Annotated in this window: 14 protein-coding genes; 8 read left to right on the top strand and 6 right to left on the bottom strand. The window is 68.1% G+C overall.

The window, feature by feature from the left end; translation table 11 throughout:
- Nucleotides 1-80 precede the first annotated feature (80 nt).
- Genes NDI89_RS03110 through NDI89_RS03120 form a run of 3 tightly spaced genes read left to right on the top strand, consistent with a single transcriptional unit; the run spans nt 81 to nt 7,138 of the window.
- Complete coding sequence (locus NDI89_RS03110) at nt 81-2,342, top strand: hypothetical protein (protein ID WP_277520053.1); 2,262 nt, start codon at nt 81-83, stop codon at nt 2,340-2,342.
- Entirely contained in the window at nt 2,335-3,393 is a 1,059-nt protein-coding gene (locus NDI89_RS03115) for a hypothetical protein (protein WP_277520054.1), read from the top strand. Before NDI89_RS03110 ends, NDI89_RS03115 begins: the two co-directional genes overlap by 8 nt.
- A complete protein-coding gene (locus tag NDI89_RS03120) occupies nt 3,386-7,138 on the top strand; it encodes a UvrD-helicase domain-containing protein (RefSeq protein ID WP_277520055.1) in 3,753 nt (1,250 codons plus the stop codon). The genes NDI89_RS03115 and NDI89_RS03120 overlap by 8 nt, the downstream gene beginning before the upstream one ends.
- A 112-nt stretch (nt 7,139-7,250) precedes the next feature.
- Here the strand turns inward: NDI89_RS03120 and folP are convergent, their stop codons facing one another.
- A complete protein-coding gene (gene folP, locus NDI89_RS03125; RefSeq protein WP_277520056.1) occupies nt 7,251-9,842 on the bottom strand; it encodes a dihydropteroate synthase in 2,592 nt (863 codons plus the stop codon).
- A gap of 187 nt (nt 9,843-10,029) precedes the next feature.
- Between folP and NDI89_RS03130 the strand changes: the two genes are divergently transcribed.
- Nucleotides 10,030-10,401, top strand: a complete 372-nt coding sequence (locus NDI89_RS03130) for a cupin domain-containing protein (RefSeq protein ID WP_277520057.1) — start codon at nt 10,030-10,032, stop codon at nt 10,399-10,401.
- 172 nt (nt 10,402-10,573) lie between these two features.
- Here NDI89_RS03130 and NDI89_RS03135 read toward each other — a convergent pair whose 3' ends face one another.
- Entirely contained in the window at nt 10,574-10,816 is a 243-nt protein-coding gene (locus tag NDI89_RS03135; RefSeq protein WP_277520058.1) for a DUF8015 family protein, read from the bottom strand.
- 189 nt (nt 10,817-11,005) lie between these two features.
- Entirely contained in the window at nt 11,006-11,788 is a 783-nt protein-coding gene (locus NDI89_RS03140) for an ABC transporter ATP-binding protein (RefSeq protein WP_277520059.1), read from the bottom strand.
- Between the two features lie 195 nt (nt 11,789-11,983).
- Between NDI89_RS03140 and NDI89_RS03145 the strand changes: the two genes are divergently transcribed.
- From NDI89_RS03145 to NDI89_RS03155, 3 genes are all read left to right on the top strand, one after another.
- Nucleotides 11,984-13,651, top strand: coding sequence for a hypothetical protein (locus tag NDI89_RS03145; protein ID WP_277520060.1), 1,668 nt, complete (start codon nt 11,984-11,986; stop codon nt 13,649-13,651).
- A 145-nt stretch (nt 13,652-13,796) separates the two neighbouring features.
- Complete coding sequence (locus NDI89_RS03150; protein ID WP_277520061.1) at nt 13,797-15,023, top strand: potassium channel family protein; 1,227 nt, start codon at nt 13,797-13,799, stop codon at nt 15,021-15,023.
- Nucleotides 15,020-16,261 carry a TrkA C-terminal domain-containing protein gene (locus NDI89_RS03155; RefSeq protein WP_277520062.1) on the top strand — a complete coding sequence of 414 codons (1,242 nt, stop codon included), beginning with the start codon at nt 15,020-15,022 and terminating at the stop codon, nt 16,259-16,261. The genes NDI89_RS03150 and NDI89_RS03155 overlap by 4 nt, the downstream gene beginning before the upstream one ends.
- Nucleotides 16,262-16,325: 64 nt before the next feature.
- Here the strand turns inward: NDI89_RS03155 and NDI89_RS03160 are convergent, their stop codons facing one another.
- The gene (locus NDI89_RS03160; protein WP_277520063.1) at nt 16,326-17,480 is read right to left on the bottom strand and encodes a beta propeller repeat protein; all 1,155 of its coding nucleotides are present in this window, start codon (nt 17,478-17,480) and stop codon (nt 16,326-16,328) included.
- 138 nt (nt 17,481-17,618) lie between these two features.
- On the bottom strand, nt 17,619-20,795 hold the full coding sequence (gene carB / locus NDI89_RS03165) for a carbamoyl-phosphate synthase large subunit (RefSeq protein ID WP_277520064.1): 3,177 nt from the start codon (nt 20,793-20,795) through the stop codon (nt 17,619-17,621).
- A 267-nt stretch (nt 20,796-21,062) separates the two neighbouring features.
- Between carB and NDI89_RS03170 the strand changes: the two genes are divergently transcribed.
- Nucleotides 21,063-23,498 (top strand): PAS domain S-box protein, encoded by a 2,436-nt coding sequence (locus NDI89_RS03170; RefSeq protein WP_277520065.1) that lies wholly within the window; start codon nt 21,063-21,065, stop codon nt 23,496-23,498.
- A 24-nt stretch (nt 23,499-23,522) separates the two neighbouring features.
- Here the strand turns inward: NDI89_RS03170 and NDI89_RS03175 are convergent, their stop codons facing one another.
- Nucleotides 23,523-23,888, bottom strand: coding sequence for a hypothetical protein (locus tag NDI89_RS03175; protein WP_277520066.1), 366 nt, complete (start codon nt 23,886-23,888; stop codon nt 23,523-23,525).
- Nucleotides 23,889-23,912 lie beyond the last annotated feature (24 nt).

A 23,912-nucleotide genomic window follows, 5' to 3' on the forward strand; every position in this document is an offset into this window, starting at 1 on the left:
GTCGAGCGGAGCGACCGATCGGTCGCACGCTGTGCCCACATTTAAATAGCAATTGCGTCATACTCGGTGACGTACAACCGATGGCGTCTCCCTCGCCCGCGCTCGACGGAACCTGTAAGCTCCTCCCCGCTCCCGCGCCCAGCACCGACGTCTTCGCGACCGTCGCCGCCGAGTACGCCGCCCTCGCCGCGGAACACGGGCCGCGGAACGTGCTGGTCCTGAAGCGGCATCCGGCTGGCCTCGAGTCGCTGACCGAGGCCCTAGCCGACGTCGAGCAGGCGGACGGCGGCCCCAGCTCGCCCCGGATCGAGTCCGTTCCGGAACACGCGTCGAAGACCATCGAGGAGTTCGATCCGACGCTGGACCGCCTCGAGTACGAGGAACGGATCGAGCTCATCTCGCTGGTGATCGACGGCGCGAGCCGGTCGGTGCCCGAGTATCTCGAGCGCGCCGGCGCCCACGAGAGTTTCTCGCGGGACGTCGGCCAGCTGCTGCTCGAGGCGACCCGACAGCGGATTCGCCTCGACGACCTCGCGGCCGACGTCCACGACTGTCTGGCCTTCCTGTACGCGATGAACGACCGGTTTCACGGCGAAATCGACGATCGCGGCTACGTCGAACGGGCGGACGTGATCCCGCGAGCGGTCGACCTGCTCGAAGCGGACGCGGACGGCCTCCGAGCCCGCGTGACAGCCTCCTTCGACGCCGTCCTCGCCGTCGAGTTCGAGGAGTACCGCGACCTCGACCGCCGGTATCTCGGGGCGCTCACGGGCGAGGCCGACCTCGTCTGTCTGGGCGAGCGCCACGCGAGCGTCGAGCGGACGCGCGTCGAGCCGGGTCCGATCGAGGAGGTGGCGACTGACGCGGGCCTCGAGGTCGAATCCCTCGATCCCGCATCCGGCGACGAAACCGCGGAAACGCCGCCACATCGGGCTATCACGCGATTCCTCGCCGCGGGCGAGTCCCCGGACCGAACCGACGGCTCCAGAGACGACGCCGACGCAGCGAACGCGAATCCGACGGGCACCGCTCGACGCATCCGCACCGAAACCGCCCGCGAGCAGGTCCGAGCGGTCGCGACCGAAATCCAGTCGCTGTCCGACCGCCGCGACTGGTCCTACGACGAGTTCGCCGTCGCCGTCCCGCGAATCGAGCGGGTTCCCGAGACCAGACGACGACTCCGCGACGCCGGCGTCCCCACGGCGACGATCGGCACGCCCTCGCTGGCAGAGGACCCGGCGGTGAACGAACTCTATGCGGTCGCGACGCTCCAGTGCGAACGCGAGCGCGACGGCGACGCCCTCACGAAGATCGACGCCGCCGATGCCATTCGAGACCACCGAGCGTCGAGCGATCCGCGGGACGTCTCGCTGAACCGACTTCGGGCTCGAGTCCCGGACTTCTCGCCCGACCTGCTGACCGAAACCGCCGGCTCGAGCGTCCGTCGATCGCTCGAGCGCTGGATCCGGCGAACGAACCTGAAGGAACGAATCGCCGGGGAGGAGGACTGGATCGACGCCCGCGAACAGTACGCGGGCGTTCGGCGCGTCCTCGAGATCGCGCGATTCGTCGAGGAGACGGACCTCGTGGGGCCGGACTGGCAGGGCCTGCGCCGGATGCTCCGGCGGACGATCCAGTACGACGCGCCGTACGTCCACGCGGTCGAAACGCGGCCGCCGACCGGCGGCGTCACCGTCTGTGCCGTCGACGACCTGAAGTACGACTCCCGCAACGCCGTCTTCCTGCTGGACCTGATCGACGAGACCTACCCGGGCGAGCAGTTCCTCACGCAGCTCTTTCCGAGCGCGTGGCTCCGCGAGATGGGGGCGTATCCCGCGGTCACCGATCCGTCGATCGCGGATATCACGGGGACGTTCGAGACGGTCGACGCGGCTGCCGTCGGCGACCCCTTCGAGACCTACCACGCCCAGCGGGCCCGCCGTCGCCTCGCGCTCGCCGCTCGAGCGGCCGAACGCACCCTCTACTGTTGTTCGTACGAACGGGGATCCGGCGGTCTGCGCCGGACCTACGACGAATCGCGCTACCTGAAGCTCGTGGAATCGACGCCCGGATTGGGCTTCGAAGACGTCGATGCGACGGCCGGCGCGGCGATCCACGGCGAGACGAACGCGCTCGAGGCGCTGCTGGCCCAGCCCCGCGGCGAACTCGAGCGGGTGCTCCGGGAGGCCAGCACCGGCGGCGAGGCCGATCTCGGGGAGACCGAAGCCCTCTTCGAGGAGATCGCGGTCGTGCTCGAAGCGGGCGATATCGACGACGAACTCGCCGACGCGGTCCGCTCGCAGTTCGAGTTCGCCGCGGGCGAGGTGGTTCGCGATGAGTGACGGCGCGGCGACACCACGCCTCGCCGTCGACGGCCTTCGAACGGCGCTTCACTGTCCGCGGCGGTACGAATTCGCTCACGTCCACGGGCTCGACGGCAGCGACGACGACAGCGCCGTCGAGGACCGCGTCGCCCTCCTGCGGAGCGCTATTTGCGACGCGCTCCGGAGCGGCGAGACGGACCGCGAGTCGCTCGGCGACGCTGCGCGCGATCGCCTCGCGACGCTGTGGTCGGAGTACGACGAATCCTTCCACTCCGTTACTCAGCGCCGCCACGAGCGACGCGTCCTCGAGGCGACGCTGGACGCCTACCTCGATCGAGTCGGCACCGACCACGCCGCGGGGGTCGAGCGACTCGACGCCGATGCGGTCGGCGGCGAACTGATCGGACCGGAGCTGCCGCTCTCGAGTACGGTCGAGCTCCCGGAGCGGGACGAAGGAACCGAGCCCGCACTCGAGAGGGAGGCGAAGGCGGTGACGATCGACGCGACGGTCGACTACGTCTGCGGCGACGGCTCGTCGCTCGTCGGCGTCCGGTTCGTGCCGACGCTCGCACCGCTCGGCCGCCTGCGGTACCGTTCGGAGTGGGAGGGCGACGTCGCCGACCTCTTCACCGACCACTTCGACGGCGATTCGGACGCGTTCGAGCCGGATCCGATCGGCTCGCTCTTCGAAACTGCGGTCGTCCTCGACGGGCTCCGCGACCTCCGGGACCGCCTCGAGCTCGGCGACCGGACCTGTCGCTACGTCCAGATTCCGCTGGCCGATCGCTCGGGGACGGCGGTGAACTGGGTCCGGGATACCGTCGAAACGAGCCTCGAGGGCGTCGATCTCACCGACGTCTACGTCGATCACCACACCTACGGCATGACGCACGATCATCGAAACGAAACCGTCGACGACCGGCTCGCGCGGGTCGCTTCGGGCCTGATTTCCGGCCCGTTCGACCCGTCCGACCGATGGGATCGGATCGCGGAACACGCCTGTCCGACCTGTGACTACACCGTCTGCTGTCAGGACTACATCGCCGGGGAGGTGCGGTTCGATGGGTGACGAATCGCGGCGGGACGGCGGGCGGGAACTCGAGCCGGGAGCCGATCCGGACGCGGACGCGTTCGACACGGCGGCGACCGCCGGTCTCGCGTCGGCCGACGAGATCGAGCCGAAAGGCAACCAGAAGGCGGTCATCGACAGCCGAGCGGCCTGTACGTCCGTCGACGCGGGTGCCGGCACCGGGAAGACGACGACGATGCTCGTCCGGATCGAGCGCGCCATCGAACGGGGCGAGGTCGATCCCGAGGACGTGCTCGTGTTGACGTTCGCGAACGAAGCCGCCGCGAGCATCCGAACGGCGGTCGCAGAGCGGCTCGATCCCGACGCGGCGGCGGCGATCGACGTCTACACCTACCACTCCTTCTGTTACCGGCTCGTCCGCGAGTACGCCTACTACCTCGGCTACTCGCCCGAGTTCGACGTCGTGACCGAACGAGACCGCCGTCGGATCATCGGCCGCCTGCTCGCAGAGAACGACTACGACTTCGCGGCCGCGTCGACCCGCAACGACGGCTCGCCGACCGATCTCGTCGACGCGGTCGATCAGTTCGTTCAGGCGATGAGCCAGGAAGACATCACGCCCGACGACCTGCAGTCGGGGCTGCCGCCGGTTCGCACCCTCGAGCTGTGCAACGAGTTCGTTCTGTGGCTTGAGCGGACCGCCGGTGAGGACCTGTCCTTCGATAACGAGGCGCTGCGATATTTCAATCGGGAGTCGTACCTCGAGACGGCCCGGGAGTCGCTGGTCGATTACGGGAAGCTCGTCTCCTACTGTCGCGAGAAGATCGCGGAAGCGCCGGACGCGTTCCGCGAGGACGAGCTGGTCCGAGACATCGATCGCTACCTCCGGGTGCTCCAGGAGTGCGTCACGAACACGATCGAAGCGCTGTCGCTGGACGACCGGACGACGAAACACCTGCCGCGGGCCCTGTTCGGCAACGAAATCTGGGGCACCGCCACGAGCCGGATCGAACAGACGCCCTTCGGTCGGCTGAAACACTACGTCGAGTTCCTCCGGCTGGCCCGCCACTACGCCGACGTCTACGCCGACTATCACGACCACCTCGAGGCCGAGCGGACGATGGACTTCGACGGGCTGGTGCGGACGGCGACCGGGTTACTGGACGAGGACGGAGTCGCCAGCGAAATCACGGACCAGTGGACGCAGGTCTACTGCGACGAGTTCCAGGACACCGACGCGACCCAGTTCTCGCTGCTCACCGAACTCACGGACGGCCCCGACCGGCCGGACCTGCTCGCGATCGGCGACAAGGATCAGGCGATCTACGGCTGGCGCGGGACCGACCGCGAGGGGCTGGATCGGCTGGCCGACGCCTACGACGACCACGAGGCGATCGAACTCGAGCTCAACTTCCGCTCGCGACAGGAGATCCTGGACCTGACCAACGCCTGCGACTACGGGCCGCAGTCGTCGAAAACGCTGCGAGAGGACGGTCGGACGGCCGGCACCTACGACGAGGAGGAGCCGCCGGATCGCGTCGTCAAAGTCGAGAGCGAGGCGGTCCCCCAGTCGACGTCCGAACAGGTCGCGACGACGGTCTCGCGGCTGCTCAACGGCGAGGCCGAAAACGTTCCCCGGCGGTCGCTGGGCGACATCGCGGTCATCGTCCGGACCAACCGCCACGCACAGGCGGTCGCGGCGGACCTGCGGGACCTGCAGATCCCCTACGAAATATCGGGATCGCCACGCGGCGAGATCGCACCGGGGATTCGGACGGTGCTGTCGTATCTCCGAGTACTCGTCGACCCGGACGCGGACGCCCATCTCCGCCGCGTGTTGCTCTATCGCTACCGGCTCACCGAGGGGGACCTCGCGACGCTCCAGCGGCTCGACGGCTCGCTGTACGACGCCGTAACGGACGCCGATCCGGCTGCGCTCGAGCTCGAGCAGCCCGGCCGGGTCGAGACGGTCCGAAATCACCTCGCGGAACTCGAACGCGTTCGGGACGTCTACCCGCTCTCGGGCGTTATTCGTCGGTTCCGGGAACTCACCCGGATCGAGTGGTTTTGCTCGAGCGAGGAGCGCGCTCAGTTCGACCGGCTCGAGCGGTTCGTCGAGGCGTACAACTCCGACGGCGTCGTCCAGTCGCTGTCGGCCGAGTTCGTCGAGGCGTTGGAACAGACCCTCCGGAGCGGAGGGAGCGACCGGACTCGCGGGACGCGATCCGCGGACAGCGTCGATATCATGACGGTCCACCAGGCCAAAGGCCTCGAGTTCGACACGGTTCTCGTCCCCTACCTCTCGGACGAGGAGTGGTGCGTCGACGGGGATTACGTCGAACGGGCCCGGTACCGACTGCTGGCTGCGACGCTCGACGACGAGATCGAGTCGCCGTTGCTCGCCGACCTCGCCGCCGAACGGGTCGGCGAGGAGTGGCGGGTGCTCCACGTGGCGCTCACGCGGGCCGAGAACCACCTGTTCGTGTTCGGCTCCGAGTACGAATACGACGGCGCGGACGACGAACTCGCGGCGTCGACGGCCGAGGCCTGCCTCGCGAGCGACATCGAGTGGTCGGTGACCGGTCAGCGAATGGACCTCTGGTCGTCGCTGACCGAGAGTTTCGAGCACGTCAGGGAGACGTATCCCGAAACGGTGGTCGATCGGACGGACGAGATCGCCGCCTCGGCCGGCGAGAGTCCGGGCACGATCACCTACTACGCCGACTACGAGGATCGGCCCGTCGAGCCCCTCGAGACGCGCGAGGCGATCGAGACGGTCCACCGGCTGGGCCGGCTGCTCCGGAACGGCACGCTGTTGCCGGCCGCCGATGCCGCGAGCGCGGGGGTTCCCAAGGACGAATCCGACGATCGAGCGGGGACAGCGACGCGGGTTCCCAGCGGCCGTCGCTCCTCCGCGCTGGCGACTGAGACGGTCCGGTTCCCCGTCGAGACGCTCGCGACTGCGACCGAACTCCCCGTCGCGATGCGCCACAGCTACTCCGCGATGGACACCCACGACACCTGCGCCCGAAAACACTACCTCGATCACGTCGTTCGGGCGATCGACGATCCGCTCGAGTCGATGGAGGCGGACGGGACGGACGTGGCGGGCGCGTCGACACCCGACGACTCGGCGTCGCGAATCGTCGGCACGGTCTTCCACGACGTCGCCGAGGAGGCCTTCCACCGCGAGTACGGGACCCGAGAGGCGTGGCGCGAGGCCGCCCTGCGCCAGCTCACCGCACGCGACTTGCTCGCACACCGCGAGGGTGTCCTCGCCTGCATCGACCGCTACTTCGAAGCGAGCGCACCCGGGGTCGATCGGCCGGTCGCCGAGTTGGACGCCGTCGCCGCGGAGTTGCCGTTCTCCCTCTCGGACGTGGCCGGCGTGACGGGAGACGTCGTCGGCTACGTCGACTCGATCAGGCGGCTCCCGGACGGCGGGCTCGCGGTCCTCGACTACAAGGCCACCGCGGGCCGGATCGACCCAGAAGACGCCGTCCAGCTGTCGCTCTACCTGCGAGCCTGCGAGGACCGGTTCGAGGAGCCGATCGCGGCCGTCGGCTACGTCTACGTCGGCGACGTCGACGGCCCTCGCGTCGACCTCCTCGAGCCGGACGAGCTCCCGTCGTGGGACTCGGTGCTCGAGACGCTCGCGGCGGTCGACGAGCCGTCGTTCGCGGAGACGACGCCGGGCGACCACTGCGAGTACTGTCCGCATCGATCGCTCGGGTGTGGACCGGAGGAGTACTCGCCCGAGGGCGACGCGGCGGGTGACGACTGACGGAGATCCGAACTCGGGGCAGGCGGAGGGATGCGTCCCGCTCCGTACGGATTGAGTCACGGAGGAACGGACGACGAGCGAGACGGCTGCGAAACCCGGACTTCGACGACACCTACGACTCCCAGGCGAACCGGTCCGGATCGCGTGCCGCCAGCGCCGTCCGGACCGCGGCGACGTTCTCGGGGACGTCGTGGACGCGGACGAGGTCCGCCCCGCGGTCGGCCGCGAGGGCGCTCGCCGCGACGGTCGCCTCGAGTCGCTCGCCGCCATCGCGGCCGACTTGTGCGAACATTGACTTGTGAGAGTGGCCGAAGAGGACCGGACAGCCCAGCGCGTGGAGCTCGTCGATCCGGTCGAGGAGCTCGAAGTTCTCGCTGGCTGACTTGCCGAACCCGATGCCGGGGTCGACGATGATCTGGCTCCGGTCGAGCCCGGCCTTCTGGGCCAGCAGGATGCGTTCGGAGAGCTGGTCGATCACGTCCGCGACGACGTCGTCGTACTCGATATCGCGGTCGGGCACGACCGGCGCGTCGATGCTGTGCATCACCACCAGCCCGGCGTCGTGCTCGGCGGCGACGAACCGCATCTCGGGATCCTCGAGCCCCGAGACGTCGTTGATGATATCGGCCCCTGCCTCGAGCGCGGCGTCGGCGACGGCGGCTCTGCGCGTGTCGACCGAAATCAGCGCGTCGAGGTCGGCGATCCGTTCGATGACCGGAACCACGCGGTCGAGTTCCTCCTCGACCGAGACCGGGTCCGCCCCGGGCCGGGTCGATTCCCCGCCGACGTCGATCACGTCGGCGTCCGCCTCGACCATCGCCTCCGCCCGGGCCACCGCGTCCTCGAGAGCGTCGTACTCGCCGCCGTCGTGGAAGCTGTCCGGCGTGACGTTCAGAATCCCCATCACGGCCGTCCGGTCGGTCCAGGGGTAGTCCGGGCCGCTCGAGTCGGCGGCCGTCCAGCCGGGAGCGGCGGACGGACCGGCGGATCGATCGGGCGCGTCCGGACTCACGTCCGTCCCGTCGCCGTCGGCGCTCGATTCGTCGCCGATGGTACCTCCGTCGTCGGTATCGAGCGCGAGCGTGTCCCGCAACGCCCGAGCGACGTCCGCGAGTCCGTCCGGTCGGGACCGATCGTCGAGGGCCTCGACGAGCGCGTCGAACTGGGCCCGGGTTCCCATCAGAACGACGTCGACCGTTTCCTCGTCGCGCTCGAGCCCGGAGAGAGCACACTCACCGCCGAGGCGCAGCAGTTCCTCCTTCACCACGGTCGCCTGCGGGTCTCGGAGCGTCGTTCTGACGACCCGATGGACGGCGTCGCCGTCCAGTCGCTCGACGTCGTCCGCGGCGACGTTGGCCTCCTCGAGCGCGTCGCGGGCGTCCGAGAGGTCGCGGATGTGCTTCGGGACGTCGGTGCGAGTCCACCGCGACCGGGCCTCCGCGACCGCGTACAGCGAGCCGGTGACGAGCACGCAATCGTCGCTCCCGGCGTCCGCGAGGGCGGTGGCGAGGGCGTCCTGCACCGCGGCCTCGGTGCGGACCGTTCCCGCGCCGGCGTCGGTGAAGACTTCTGCGAGGACGTCCCGATCCTCGGCGCGTTCGAGGCCCGGTTCGGTCGCGAGGACGGTGTCAGGGGTCGGCAGCATCGCCGCCATTTCGCGGTGGTCCTTGTCGTGCATCGCGCCGATGACGAGGTGGAGACGGTCGTAGTCGTACGTCTCGAGCGTCTCGGCGAGGCCCTCGCAGGCACCCGGGTTGTGTGCACCGTCCAACACGACCAGCGGCTCGGTGTCGAGCACCTCGAAGCGGCCCGGCCAGTGAGCGCTGCGCAACCCGCGTTCGAGGTCCGCGTCCGAAACGTCGCCGACCTGTCGGGCGAGGACGGCCGCGATGCCGGCGTTTTCGGCCTGGTGTTCGCCCAGCAGCGGGATCCGCGTCTCGAGGTCCCAGCCGTCGGCGTCGATCGAGACGGCGGCCTCGGTGTGGTTCGTCCGTCCGTCGTAGGCGACTCGTACCGCCGGCTGCGACCCGTCGGCGTCCCCCTCGTCCGTCCGGGTTCCGACAGTTACCACGTCGCCGGCGACGTCGCGGATCGCCTCGAGCGCGCTTCCGGTGACGCCCGTCACGAGCGGTGCGTCAGCGGGGGCGACGTGGGCCTTGTCGCAGGCGATCTCCTCGACGGTGTCGCCGAGAATCCCCGTGTGCTCGAGGGTCACGCTCGTCACCGCGCTGGCAACCGGATCGACGACGCTCGTGGCGTCGTACTTGCCGCCGATGCCGACCTCGAGGACGGCGACGTCGACGTCCTCGCGGCCGAACTGCCACAGCGCCATCCCGGTCATCGTCTCGAAGAAGGTCGGGGATTCCCCGTCTGCACCGCGCTCCGTCACGTACTCTCGAGCGGCCGCGACGTACTCGCAGACCGCCCCTCGCGGAATCTTCCGGCCGTCGACGCGGATCCGCTCGCGGAGGTCGTCGAGATGCGGCGAGGTGTAGAGGCCGACGGAGTAGCCGGCCTCCCGCAGGGTCCGCTCGAGCATTCGAGCCGTGCTCCCCTTGCCGTTGGAGCCGGCGATCTGGACGAAGTCGACGTCCTCGTGGGGGTCCTCGAGGTGGGCCAGCAGCCGGGCCGTCGACTCCGTACCCGGCTTCGGGCGGAACCGCCGCAGATCGAAAAGGAAGTCCGCCGCCTCGTGATACTCCATATGGGTATCAGAGTGGCCGATCGTTTTAGAGTATTCCGTTCCGTTTCGTTTCCCTCGCTCGCCCGGTCGCGTACCGCCGCCGTCCGTCGGCGACGCCCTATATGTTCGGGAGAACACCGACCACGTCGGAGCCCGTCGGTTCGATCACGCCTTTAGGCGAACCTAAATCGCCCGAAGGAGACCACCCATGCCAGCAACCGATTTCGACACCGACCGAGCGTACGACGAGGATAGATTCGGCACGCGGCCCGTGTTCCGAAGCGACCGCATGAAGGTCGTTCTCGGCTACTTCGAGCCGGGGCAGTTCATCCCGGTCCACGCACCCGACAGCGACGTCGCGATCTGCGTCCGCTCCGGGACCGGCGTCGTTCGCGAGGGCGAGACGGAGCACATCGTCGGTCCCGACGACGTCGTCGTGGTCGAAGCCGGCGTCGACCGGGGGATCCGGGCCGACGAAGCGGAGCGGCTCGAGGCCCTGCTCACGACCAGCCCGCCGCCGACCGACGCCGAACACGAACCGGTTCGGGACGGACTCGAGCGCGGCGTCTTCGATCCCTGAGCCGGCGATTCGATCGCGCCCGTGTCTCGGCCGGCTCTCGAGAACGATATCGGCACTCGACGTCCAGCGCGTGACCAGCCATCGATAGCTAACAGACTGCAAAACCGACACGCCGTCTATCCGAAACGGCCACACCGGTTTCTGGGGGACTCGAGGACGCAATCGACGAATATCACGCACCCTGCAGTCCGCTCGGTGGCCGGAAGTACAGCCCGTCGAACAAGGCGATAGCCGCGATGGCGACACCGCCGAGAAGCGTCGTCTGGGCGGAGAGATCGAGGAAATAACCGGCGAGCCAGGCGACGGCGAAGGCCGCCGGAATCAGACCGAGCAGGAGATCGTATCGGTCGATCGTCGACAGGCGATCGGCGACTCGCGCAACCGTCTCGATTCCAGTGACGTCTCTCCGGATCATCGATTCTCACCTCCGGACGTGCGTATGATCGCGATCCACTAAAATATAGTGGAATCAAGGGCCACAGAAGAGAGCTACGTTCCGTTCGAGCGTTTTCAGACGGTTTCGTCGAACACGGCGTCGTGGTCTTCGATCTCGTCCGTGGCGTTCGGAACCGGTTCGACCGACCAGTGGAACTCGACGGAGCTCTCACTCCGTGGCGCGTTCCGTCGCCAGCCCGTCCTCGCCGGGGTCGCGGGTGATCTCGAGGAAGGCGTCCTCCAAGCTGCGGGCGTCGCCGGTTTCGGCGCGGGATTTGAGCGTCTCGGGGTCGCCCTCGGCGACGAGTTCGCCGTCGTGGAGGACGCCGATCTCGTCGGCCAGTTCGTCGACGACGGGGAGGATGTGCGTCGAGAGGAAGATCGTCATCTCCCGATCCGCGAGGTCGGCGATGGTGTCGCGCATCGTCCGGGCGGCGCGGGGATCGAGCCCGCTCGTGGGTTCGTCGAGGAAGGCCACGTCGGGTTCGTGCAGGACCGCCTGAATGACGCCGACTTTCTGGCGCATCCCCTTCGAATAGTCCTCGATGCGCTTGTTCGCGTCCTCGAGCAGGTCGAAGCGCTCGAGCAGCGAGTCGATGCGCTCGCCGGCCGCGTCGTCGGGCATGTCCCGCAGGCCGGCGGCGTACTCGAGCTGTTCCCGACCGGAGAGCTCGTCGTAGACCGGCGGGTCCTCGGGCAGGTACCCGATGTGCGGGGTGACCGACTCGCGGTCCGCGATCGAGTGACCCGCGACGCGGGCAGTCCCGGCAGTCGGCCTCGTCAGCGTCGTCAGCATTCGCATCGTGGTCGTCTTCCCCGCGCCGTTCGGCCCGAGGAACCCGTAGACCGTGCCGCGCTCGACGGCCATCGTCAGGTCCGAGACGGCGGTCGTCTCGCCGTAGCGTTTGGTCAGTCCGTCGGTTTCGATGGCGGGGGCGTCGACAGGGCTCATGGGGTCTCCTTCGATCGATTCCAAGTAAAGGTATGTCATTTTTGTATCTCATTTCGACGCCTCTCGCGGTGAGACCGCTTTCGACAGGTCGGAACGAATGACAGACATCCAAACAGTTTACTGGCAGCGTACCGCGGATCCGAGTATGCACCCCGTCTCCCACGACATCTCGCGACCGAACGGCGGTGATCGGTAGTGACGCGCGTTCCGATCGCTGCCGGCATCGCCGGAACGGAGGTTCGGCGGACGGCTCGAGCGGTCGCCGGGAACCGGACCAAGCTCCTCCTGATGGCGGTAGCCGGGCTGTTCATGCTCGGCCCGGTCACCGCGGTCGGCCTGCTCGTGGTTCCGGAACTGGGTGAACGGGCCGCCGCAGGGGCGCTCGCTCCGGACGTCGCGACGACGGTAACGGAGATCGCTACAGGCGGCGTCGCACTGTTCTGGGTGTTTCTCGTCGTCATGGCAGTCATGCGGACGGTAACGGCGGTCGCGAACGTGGACGAACCCGCCTTCATCCTGTTGTCCGCGTCGGTTCGGAACACCGTCGTCGGCGTCGTGGCCGCGGAAATCGCGTTCTTCGCCCTCTGGCTCGCGGTGCCGACGGTACTCGTCGCCGCCGCGTTCGCGTACGGTGCGGGGACCGTGCTCCCCGTGATCGTCGCACCGCTGCTGATCGGGCTGGTCCTGTCTACCGCCGTTCCCGTCGGATTCACCGTCGGCGTCTGGATCCGCCACCTGATCACCGTCTACGAGCCGATCGCCCGGTATCGAACGGTGCTGTTCGCCGCGTTCTGGCTCGCGTACTTCGGTGCGATCGCGACCGGACGGCTCGACGCGATCACGGGGACGCTGTTTTCCGCGTTACAGGCCAGCCCGCTCGGTTGGCCCGGCCACCTCCTGTTGCTCGGGATTCCCGGTATCGATCCGTCGCCGACCGGAATCGCGGGCGCGGTCGTCGGCTCGGCGCTCGTCACCGGGCTCGCGATGGCAGTCGGAATCCCGTCCGCGAGACGCCACTGGTTCGCGGACCCGGCGCGCACCGACGACGAGGAACTCGACGAGGAGACCTCGTCCGATCGACTGAGCGGCCTCCTCTCGGGGAGGGTCTCGCGACCGGTCCGGACGGTAACGGTAACGGCGATTCGGCGGAGCAAACGCGCCCCGATCCGACTCGCGTACGTCGGCTACCCGCTGTTCGGCGCGCTCGGATTCGTCCAGCAGATCATCGAACTGGGGACGATACCCCCGTTCATGGCCGCGGTGTTCTCCCTGTACGTCGTCTGGGCGGCCGGTGCCCTGTTCACGCTCAACCCCCTCGGCGATCTCGGACCCGCCCTCCCCGCCGTCGTGACGTCCTCGATCACCGGCCGACAGGCGATTCGCGGTCGACTACTGGCCGGCGCGCTGATCGGCCTCCCGTTCGCACTCGTCCTCCCGCTCGTCATGGGGCTCGTCAGCCCGCTCTCGCTCGAGCGGACCGCCGCCCTCGCGGCCGGAACACTCGTCGGAACCGTCCTCACGCCGGCGCTCGCGTCCGGGATCGGCTCGCTGTTTCCGCGGTTCGGCAGCGTCAACGTGACCAACAACCGCGAGGCCGTGATGCCGAGCAAGACGGCGTTCCTCGTCTACTCGCTCGCGATCCTCCTCCCCGCGGTCGCCGCGGCCGTCCTGTACCTCGAGGCCCCCGAGGCGATCGCCGGACTGATCGCGACGGTGTCGGCGTGGTCGCCGACGCCCGAACTGACGGTCTCCGCCCGCGCGATCGCCGTCGGCGCGTGGACCGTCCTGATCGGCGGGCTCGCTGCCCCGTACGTCTCCTATCGCTACGCCGTCGAGCGGTTCGATTGGTACGCACTCGAGTGAGTCGACGAGGCCGAAGAGATGATCGCTACCACGCAGAGGCCGCGTTCCGACCGGCGATAGACCTGCAGAAGCGAGGGCCACGACCACTCCGGCGGGACGCTCGAAACCCGTATTTCTATACAGCCGGGATCACAGACTATTGGTCATGACTTCGATACCCGTCTCGGAGATCCTCGTCGGGGTGTATCTCGGCCTCCTCGCGGGCATATTTCCGGCGTTCATCGCGTTCTCTATCGGCTTCGGTTTCAAATACTTTACAAACGTCACGGTCCCCGGACTCGGGGTCGTCGTCCTCGGCGCCGGGTTAGCCGGTATCTCCGGGGGGTTGATGGGGCTGATGGATCCCGCGTTGGCCGAGAGCTGGACCGGCATCGTCGCCGTGCTGGTCGTCCTGATGGCGTGTCTCTGGGCGCACAGTCAGGGCGACAAACTCGGAACGGCGACGCCGCGGAAACTCACGCTCAAGTCGCTTCGCGAGAGCAAACTCTCGACGGATCTGGCCGAACGGGTCGATTCGTACGGTCAGATTCGCATCCGCCCGATCGGGGACGTCCACGACGTCGAGGGCTACCCGCCCCTCCCGGACGACGTGCGCGAGGAGATCTACACCGGATCGTGGCGGTTCCCGGCCGACCTCCCGCTCGCGGAGCTGGAAGCCCGCCTCGAGGAGCGGCTGCTCACCGACTACGAACTGGCGGACGTCTCCGTCACGATCGATCGGAAGGGACGGGCCCAGATCGCCGCCGCGCCGAGTGCGGCCGGCCTCTCGCGTCGCGTTCCGGCCGGGAAACGGGCCGTCTCGATTCGGACGCTCCTCCCGACGGGTATCGCACGCGGAGACATCGTAACGATCGCGCTGCCGGACGGCGAGGTCACCGGGCCGGTCGTGGGTGCGCACACGATCGGCGTCGAAGACTCGACGGAACCGCCGGAAGACGAAGAGAGCGACGAGATACCGGCCGACCTCGATGCGCCAACTCCGACGTTGAAAGCACCCACGACGACGGGCGGAGAGGGGCGTGTGACGGTGGCGGTACCCCTCGACGAGGCGCGGCGCGTCATCGCGACCGAGTTCGCCAGGATCACCGTCCACTCGCGGGGCAAACAGCGGGAGTACGAAGCCATCGGCGTGCTCAAACGGGACGGGAACGGGTTCCGAAAGGTGACGGTCGGTGAGGGAAGCGCGCTCGTCGGAGACACCATCGGCGCGGCGCGGATCCGGGACAACTACGGCGTCGCCGTCCTGGCGATCCGGCGGCTCTCGGAACGCATCGTCGCACCGCGCGGCGTGACCGAACTGAACGCCGGCGACTCGTTGATCGTCGTCGGCAAGCGTCCCCGACTCGAGGCGTTCGAGGAGGTGGCGGCGTGAGCCTCGCCGCGTCGCTGTTCGGGCATCCGGTCGTCGAAGCGGTGGTTCACATCGGCGGATTGGCGCTTCTCGCGGGCGTCGTGACGGCGATTTCGGCCTTCGTCTATCGCGTCAGAGCGCGGACGCAGTTCCCCGAGGGACCGACGCTGATCCTCGGGCTGGGTGCCGTCGCGATCTACCTCAACACGCGGCTCATCTTCGTCCAGTTCATCGGCAACACCGGGGACCCGCTGACGGTCAGCGAGGCGCTGCTCAACATTTCGGTGTTCGTCACGGCCGGGATCGCGTCGTACGGCGGCCGGTACGCCGGCGACAGCATCGGCACGTCGGAACGGCTCAACTGGGGGATGTTCCAGCCGGATTTCAACCCGATCGTCCGTGCCGTCGGTCGGTTTATCACCGTGACGCTCCCCGAGGAGATCGACGACATCGACGGCTACGACCCCGTCCGGGACGAGACGAAGCGAGCGATCGCGGGGGAGACCCTCGAGTTTCCGCGCGGCCTGACGGTCGGGGACCTGCAATCGCAGCTCACGGCTCGACTCAAGGAGGACCACGACGTCGGCTACGTCGACGTGGACCTCGCCGCCGACGGCACCGTCGAGTTCCTCGCGGTGGGACAGCGCGCCGCCGGTATCGGACCGACGCTCCCGCCGAATTCCGCGGCGGTCGCCGTGCGAGCGGATCCGCCGTTCAGTGCGACGGCCGGCGACACCGTCCAGCTCTGGCGGACCGATAGCGACGGGGGACAAACCCGACTCGGGACGGCCGAGCTCCGGGCGAGCGTCGACGACGTGACCACGGTCGCCACCGACGAGGCGGTCGCGAAAAAAGTCGATCCGGCCGTCGACTACCGCCTGATGACGCTGGCGGCGGATTCACACGCCGATCGGGAGTTCGCCGCGATGCTCCGCCGCGGGGACGAGACGATGAGCGTATTCGACGTCTCCGCCGAGAGCGTGCTCGTCGGCGTCTCCGTCGCCGCCCTCGACGCGACGATCATCGCGGTTCGAGCGGTCGGCGGCGACGTGGACACGATTCCGAAGCGCGACCGAGTCATTCAGGCCGGCGAGCAGCTGTTTGCGATCGGGCGTCCCGACACCCTCCGGAAGTTGGACGCGGCGAGCGGCGTCCGGTCGGTCGCCGAGAGCGAGACGCCACCGGCCGCCGGCAGCGCTATCGACTGGGACTCCGATACCACCGCGGATCGGGACGCGCTGACCTACGACGGGGAGTAGATCACAGTTCGATCGAGACGGTCGCAGGTGAGTCGATTGCGCTTCGCGACCCCCCGCGACGATCCTACCGCTCCGAAGCGGGTATCCACTCCCCGTTCGCGTAGTTCTCGACCGAGAGCGATTCGACCGAAAACGCGTCCATCGAAACGGTCGAGGTCGCGTTCGTCGAACTCGAGCCGTTTCCGTCGCCGGTATCGGTGCTGTTGCCGTCGCCACCGCCGGAGTCGGGACCTCCGACCGTTCGCTCGAGGATCGTCCCCCCGTCGCCGACCGCGACGTCGTAGGTCGAGCCGCTCGCGACGCCCGACAGCTTCGATTCGAGATCGGTTTCGTAGGCCGTCCACTGGCCCGCCGACTGGCGCTCGTAGATCGCACCGCCGTCGCCGGCCGCCAGCCCGCCCTCGCCGTCGCGGTCGACGGCGCGGATGGCCCGTCGGTCGTCGTCGACGACGTGAGGCGTCCAGCGAAAGCCGTCGTAGCGGTAGATGATCCCGGATCCCGCGGCGACGTTGACGTCTCGCTCGCCCTGGCTCGCGAGGTCGAAGAACGCACCGCCGGCGAAGCCGATACCGATCTGCTCCCACGTCTCGCCGCCGTCGGTCGTCTCGCCGACGAACTGGCTCGTCGTGGCGACGTGGCCCGCCTCGCGATCGTAGCAATCGATGCCGGGGATCGTCGACCCGCCGCCGGGTTTGACGACCTCGTTGTACTGCATCGCACCGCTGTCCTGGCGGACCCCGACGAGGAGTTCGCCCGAGCCGTTGACGAAGTAGACGCGCTCGTTCTCGCCGGCCGATCCGCGGACGGCGCAGTCCTCCCAGGTGCTCGTCTTGCCGTTCGGCGCGGAGTAGTTGGTCAGCGTTCGCGTTTCGACGTCGTACTCGCCGATGACGCCGCTCCCGCCGACGAACCAGACCGCTCTGCCGTCGTCTGTGGCATCGATTCCGGTCAGGCGACGACTCCGCGCCTGCGGGCCGTAGTCGACGACTTTCTGCCAGTCGCCACCGACTCGAGCGACGACGTCGCCGTTCGCACCGGCCGCGAACGGGCCAGCGGCGGTGTCGACCGCGTCGTTGAGCGACTTCCCGGTCGGCGACTCGACCTGCTGCCACTCGGTGTCGTTCGATTGCGCAGTCGCCGCCGAACCGACCGTGAGAACGCCGGCAGCAGTCGATGCGGTCGCCAGCCGAAGGACGTCGCGTCGGGTTCGTTGAGTCATGGGTACTCGACACCCGCGATACCGCTCGAGCCGATAAAAGACCACGAGATATTGTAGATGGCTATAGCTAGCGGTTCGAGACTTCGACGAAGAGACGATCCGAGGGGGCGACGATCGGGTCCGAGCCTGCGACGCGGGTTACTCGGACGTGCCCCACTCGGCGGCGTGCTTCGGGCGATCGGAGACCGACTGGACCTCGAGTTCCCCGTCGAAGGTATCGAGGGCCTCGACGTAGGCCTCGGCGCTGGCGACGGTCGACAGGTACGGGATCTCCTCCTCGACGGCCATCTCGAGGCTGTCGCGGTCGCGGCTGACGACGAAGTCGACCTCGTTCTCGCGGATCGCCTGCGGGACGTCGTCGAAGTCGGCCACCTCGAAGTGGTTCTCGAAGCCGTCGACGTCGAGGTCGACCACCGCGGTGCCCTCGCTGACGGCGTTGTCGGCGGCCTGCTGGGCCTTCCAGTAGGCCGTACCGAACTCGCTGGCCGTGCCCATGACCTCGCCGGTGGACTTCATCTCCGGCCCGAGGCGCGGGTCCGAGCCCGGCAGGCGGTCGAACGGCAGGACGACCTCCTTGATCGAGGTGTGATCGGGGATCTGCTCGTCGACCTCGAGGCTGCTGAGCGTCTCGCCGGCCATGACCTGCGCCGCGAGCTTGGCGATCGGGACGCCCGTCGCCTTGGAGACGAACGGGACGGTACGCGAGGAACGGGGGTTGGCCTCGAGCACGTACACTTCGCCGTCGCGGACGGCCAGCTGGACGTTCAGCAGGCCCTTGGTCTTCAGCGCCGACGCGATATCTTCGGTGACCTCGCGGACGCGCTCGAGCGTGTCCTCGTCGAGCGAGCGCGGCGGGATCATGCAGGCCGAGTCGCCGGAGTGGACGCCCGCGCTCTCGACGTGTTCCATGATGCCGCCGATGAGTATCGTGCGGCCGTCGGAGACCGCGTCCACGTCGAGCTCGACCGCGTCCTCGAGGAAGTCGTCCACGAGGATCGGCTTGTCGGGCGCGACGCGGACCGCTTCCTCGATGTACGTCTGCAGCTCCTCGTCGTCGTAGACGACGTCCATCGCGCGACCGCCCAGCACGTAGGAGGGGCGGACGAGGACGGGGTAGCCGATGTCGTGGGCGAGCTCGAGGGCTTCTTCCTCCGAGACCGCCGTGCCGCCCTCGGGCTGGGCGATGCCCAGTTCGTCCATGAGGGCGTTGAAGCGGTCGCGGTCCTCCGCGAGGTCCATCGCCTCGACGGAGGTCCCCATGACCTCGCAGTCGAGCCCGCGGCGCTCGAGTTCGTCCTCGAGCGGTTCGCCGATGTTGACGGAGGTCTGGCCGCCGAACTGGACCATCACGCCGTCGGCACCGGTCGCCTCGGCGACGTCGGCGACCTCTTCGGCGGTGATGGGTTCGAAGAACAGACCGTCGGAGGTGTCGTAGTCCGTCGAGACGGTCTCGGGGTTGTTGTTCACGACGTAGGCGTCGATCCCGAGGTCGCGCAGCGCGCGGACCGCGTGGACCGAACAGTAGTCGAACTCGACGCCCTGCCCGATACGGATCGGGCCGCCGCCGACGACGATCACGCTCTCGATGTCGCGGTCGACCTCGAGTTCGCCCGCGGCGGCGTCGCCCAGCAGCGGGCCGGACTCGAACTCGGACTTGCGCGAGGAGTAGTAGTACGGCGTCTCGGCCTCGAACTCGCCCGCGCAGGTGTCGACCTGTTTGTAGGTGCGGCCGGGAACGTCCGTCTCGACGGTGTCGACGTCAGCGCCGGCGGCGGACGCGATCGTCGCGTTGGTGTGGCCGGCGATCGCGGCCTCGGTGAAGTCGCCCTCCTGGGCGGCGAGCGTCGAGTCCGCGATGCGCTTGTACCGCTCGGTGTACCACTCGAAGATGCCCGTCAGCTCCTGGACCTCCTCGACGGAGTACCCGCGTTCGAAGGCCTCGAACATCGCATAGGGGCGGTCGGGCGACGGGCGCACGAGGTACTGCTCCTCGAGTTCCGCGTCGCTGAGTTCGGCCCAGTCGACGTCGGGTTCGTACTCGCTCGAGCGGAGCGCCTTGAGGAGGGACTCCTCGAACGTGCGGCCGATGGCCATCGCCTCGCCGGTCGATTTCATCGCCGTCGTCAGCTCGAAGTCGACGTCGTCGAACTTGTCGATGGGCCAGCGCGGGACCTTCGTCACCACGTAGTCGATGGCGGGCTCGAAGGCGGCGGTCGTCTCGCCCGTGATCTCGTTCGTGATCTCGTGGAGGCGCTTGCCGAGCGCGACCTTGGCGGTCACGCGGGCGATCGGATACCCCGTCGCCTTCGACGCGAGTGCGGACGAGCGGGAGACGCGCGGGTTGACCTCGACGACGCGGTACTCGCCGCCGGGGGTGCCGTCGTCGCGCCAGGCGAACTGGATGTTACAGCCGCCCTGAATGCCGAGTTCGCGGATGACGTCGAGCGCGGCGGTGCGCATCTCCTGGTGGCCCTCGTCGGGGACGATCTGGGAGGGCGTGACGACCGTCGACTCGCCCGTGTGGATCCCCATCGGGTCGATGTTCTCCATGTTGCAGATGATGATACACGAGTCGTCGGCGTCGCGCATCACTTCGTACTCGTACTCGACCCAGCCGGCGATCGACTCGGTGATGAGCACCTCGCTGTTGCGAGAGAGGCGCAGTCCCTTGCGAACGCGGCGGAGGAGTTCGTCCATCTCGCCGACGACGCCGGAGCCGGAACCGCCCAGCGTGTAGGTCGTTCGGGCGATGACCGGCAGCCCGCCGACCTCGTCGACGGCGGCCTGTACGCGTTCCTTCAGGTCCTCCTCGGTCATGTCGGCGACCGACTCACCCTCCTCGAGCGAGATCGTGGTCGACGCGGGGACCGGCTGCCCGATCTTCTCCATGCGCTGGCGGAAGAGGTCGCGGTCTTCGGTCGCGTAGATCGTGTCCAGGGGCGTGCCCATGATGTCGACGTCGTACTCCTCCAGGACGCCCTCCTCGGCCAGTTCGGCGGTGACGTTCAGGCCGGTCTGGCCCCCAAGTCCGGCGATGACGCCGTCCGGGTTCTCCTCGCGGATGATCTCGGCGATGGCGTCGGTCGTGATCGGCTCGATGTAGACCTCGTCGGCCATCTCCGGATCCGTCATGATCGTCGCCGGGTTCGAGTTCACGAGGACGACGCGAGCGCCTTCCTCCTGCAGGGCTCGGCAGGCCTGCGCGCCCGAGTAGTCGAATTCGGCGGCCTGTCCGATCTGGATCGGGCCGCTCCCGATCAACAGGATCGTGCGCCCGTCGCCCGTCTCGGCGTCTGTGGCGGTGTCCGTGCTCATTTGTCTTGTCGAATCGGAGTTCGCACATCGTAATAAGCCCCACGATACAGTACGAATCTCGAAACGGCTTTTCGAAATTCGAACTCCAGACGGCAGGAACCGCTCCGAATCACCCCGAGTTCCCCGGATAGCCGCCGCTCCCAGCGGTTGGTTGTGGATTTCACCCACGGCGTGGGAACGGAGGAATCCGACGTTGGGGCCGGATATAACCGCGTTCCGTGGCCACACATCTTATGTCGACTCGTTCCGTCTCTTCGGATAACCTAGATGACTGCGTCCGGATCTATCCGTTTCCAGCGGCCCACTACCGTCATCTACGCCGACCCGGACCCGGAAGACCGCCGACGAACCGTCGACGGACTCGAGTCGGCCGCCGACGGACTCACGGTCGACCCAGTCGCGACGCCGGCCGAGCTCCGTCACGCGCTCGCGAACGCGGACGACCGTGCGTGTGTCGTCATCGAATATCAGTTTCCAGAGACCGATGCGCTCGCACTCTACGAACGGCTTCGAACCGACGATACCGCTGACCTCCCGTTCCTGCTCTACACTGCTACCGGCGACGAGCGACTCGCCAGCGACGCCGTAACGGCCGGTCTGTCGGGATACGTTCCGAAGGGACTCGAGGACTCGATCGAACGGCTACTCGCGCAGGTTCGGATGGCAACCGACGACCCGGTGCGGGCGACCGAAGCGGGGGCGGACGTCGACCGATCGCGGCCGACGACAGAGCGACGAACGCTTCGGGCCGAACGCGACCGGTACGCCGCGCTCTTCGAACACAGTCCAGATCCGACGATCCTGGTCAGGGCAGCCGAATCCGAACGGGTCGTCGACGTCAACCCCGAATTCGAGGCGACGTTCGGGTACGACCGGACGGACGTCGCCAGGGAATCGATCGACGACCTGCTCGTGCCGGACGACGACGAACCGGTGTGTATCACCGAGAGCGTCGGCCTCGAGACGGTCGTGACGGCCGCCGTCGAGCGATTGACCGCCGACGGACGACGGGATTTCTTCCTGCGAGGCTTCGCCGTCGAAATCGACGGCGAGGTTTACGAGTACGTGATCTACACCGACATCAGCGAGCAGAAACGCCGGGAACGCGAACTCGAGCGCTACCGAACCCTCGTGGATACGGTCGGCGACCCGATGTACATCCTCGACGACGACGGGCGGATCGAGATGGCCAACGACGCGATGGCGGACGCCCTCGGGACGACTCGCACCGACCTCGTCGGCACTCGGCCCGCGAACTACATGTCGGCCGAGGACGTCCGACGGGCGAGGGAAACGCTGTCCCGGATTCTCGCCGACGAGGATCGGACGTGGGGGACCTTCGAGATGGAGTTTGACCCGCTCGACGGCGACGCGTTTCTCGTCGAGAACAACGTCGCACCGCTGCTCGAGGACGGCACGTTCACCGGCAGCGTCGGTGCCATCCGCGATATCAGCGACCGCACGGCGCGCGAGCGACGGATCCGCCGCCTCCACGAGGGGACCAGACGGCTCATGGCCGCGGAAAGCGCCGAAGAGGTCGCCCGCGTCGCGACCGAGATCGCCCGCGACGCGCTCTCGCTCGATATCAACAGCATCCACCTGTACGAGAAGTCCACCTCTCGCCCCGTCCCGGAGGGCGAGGAGAGCGCCGCGGCCGATCCGAGCACCGATCCATCACAGCAACGCGGCGTTCTCGCTCCGGTCGCGATGACCGACGAGACGGAGGCGCTGCTGGGCACGGTCCCGACGATCGGGCCCGGCAACAGCATCGCCTGGGACGCCTTCGAAGCCGGCGAAACGATCGTTCACGGCGACGTCCGCCGCGCGGGGAACGTTCGCAATCCCGAGACGCCGATCCGCAGCGAGGCCCACATCCCGCTCGGCGAGGAGGGGATCTTCATCATCAGTTCGACGACGCCGAACGACTTCGACCCGGAGACGATCACCCTCGCGCGGATCCTCGCGGCCAACGTCGAAGCCGCGCTCGAGCGCGCCCGCCGCGAGGACGAACTCGCCACCCGCACCGCCGAACTCGAGCGCCAGAACGACCGGCTCGACGCCTTCGCGAGTACCGTCTCCCACGACCTCCGGAACCCGCTCACGCTCGCCGCGGGTCACCTCGAGAATCTCGAGGCCCACGTCGACAGCGAGGGCGAACGATACCGCGAGGAGATCGGGTGGGCGCTCGACCGGATGGACGACCTCATCGAGAACGTCCTCGCGCTCGCGCGGAGCGGGCAACGGCTGACCGACACGGCACGGATCGAGCTCGACGACGTCGTCGACCACGCTCACCGGACCGTCGACCCGACCCTCGATCTCGTCCGGACGGACCCGTTGCCCACGGTCGAGGCCGACGAGGACCGTCTGCTCGTCCTCTTCGAGAACCTGTTCCGGAACGCCCTCGAGCACGCCGGGACCGACGTCACGATCACGATCGAGGCGACCGACGACGGGTTCGCGATCGCCGACGACGGCCCGGGCGTGCCGGCGAGCAAGCGGGACGCGATCCTCGAGTCGGGGTACAGCACGTCCCCCGACGGTACCGGCTTCGGGCTCGCGATCGTCTCCGAGGTCGTCGACGCCCACGGCTGGGCGATCACCGTCGGTGAGAGCGACGCGGGCGGGCTCCGGTTCGATATCTCGACGGCGGACGAGCACGGGTCTGGCGTCGCGACTACCGCAGTTCAGGACCGACGGTAACGGAGGGGAACGGGACGAAGACGCTCATCGACGCCTCCCTGACTCGGGCTCGAAGACAGCGGTGAGCGATCGACCGAGTTCGGTGTGGGAGAGCCGATAGCAAATGAACGGCCCAGAGACGACCAATAGCGTGGCGATCTGGGCCCAACCGAGCCGCGTCATCGGGAGTTCCCCGCCCGTCGTACGGGCCATCTGGGGGAAGACGGCGCGATAGAGCGACTGCAGTTGGGGTGCGGTCAGTAGCCTGAAGCAGGCGGTACCGACGAACGCGAGCGGGAGCGACTCGACCGCGAAGCGCTGGAACGGCCGGTTTCCACGCAGTTCCGTGCGGTTCAGCGACGACGCGACCGGCAGGTGGTGGCGGGGATCGCATGAAAATCCGCTCAGCAACGCTACCGAGAGCCGACCGAATCG

It is taken from the genome of Natrinema salsiterrestre, from assembly GCF_029502005.1.
In the GTDB taxonomy this organism is placed as follows: domain Archaea; phylum Halobacteriota; class Halobacteria; order Halobacteriales; family Natrialbaceae; genus Natrinema; species Natrinema salsiterrestre.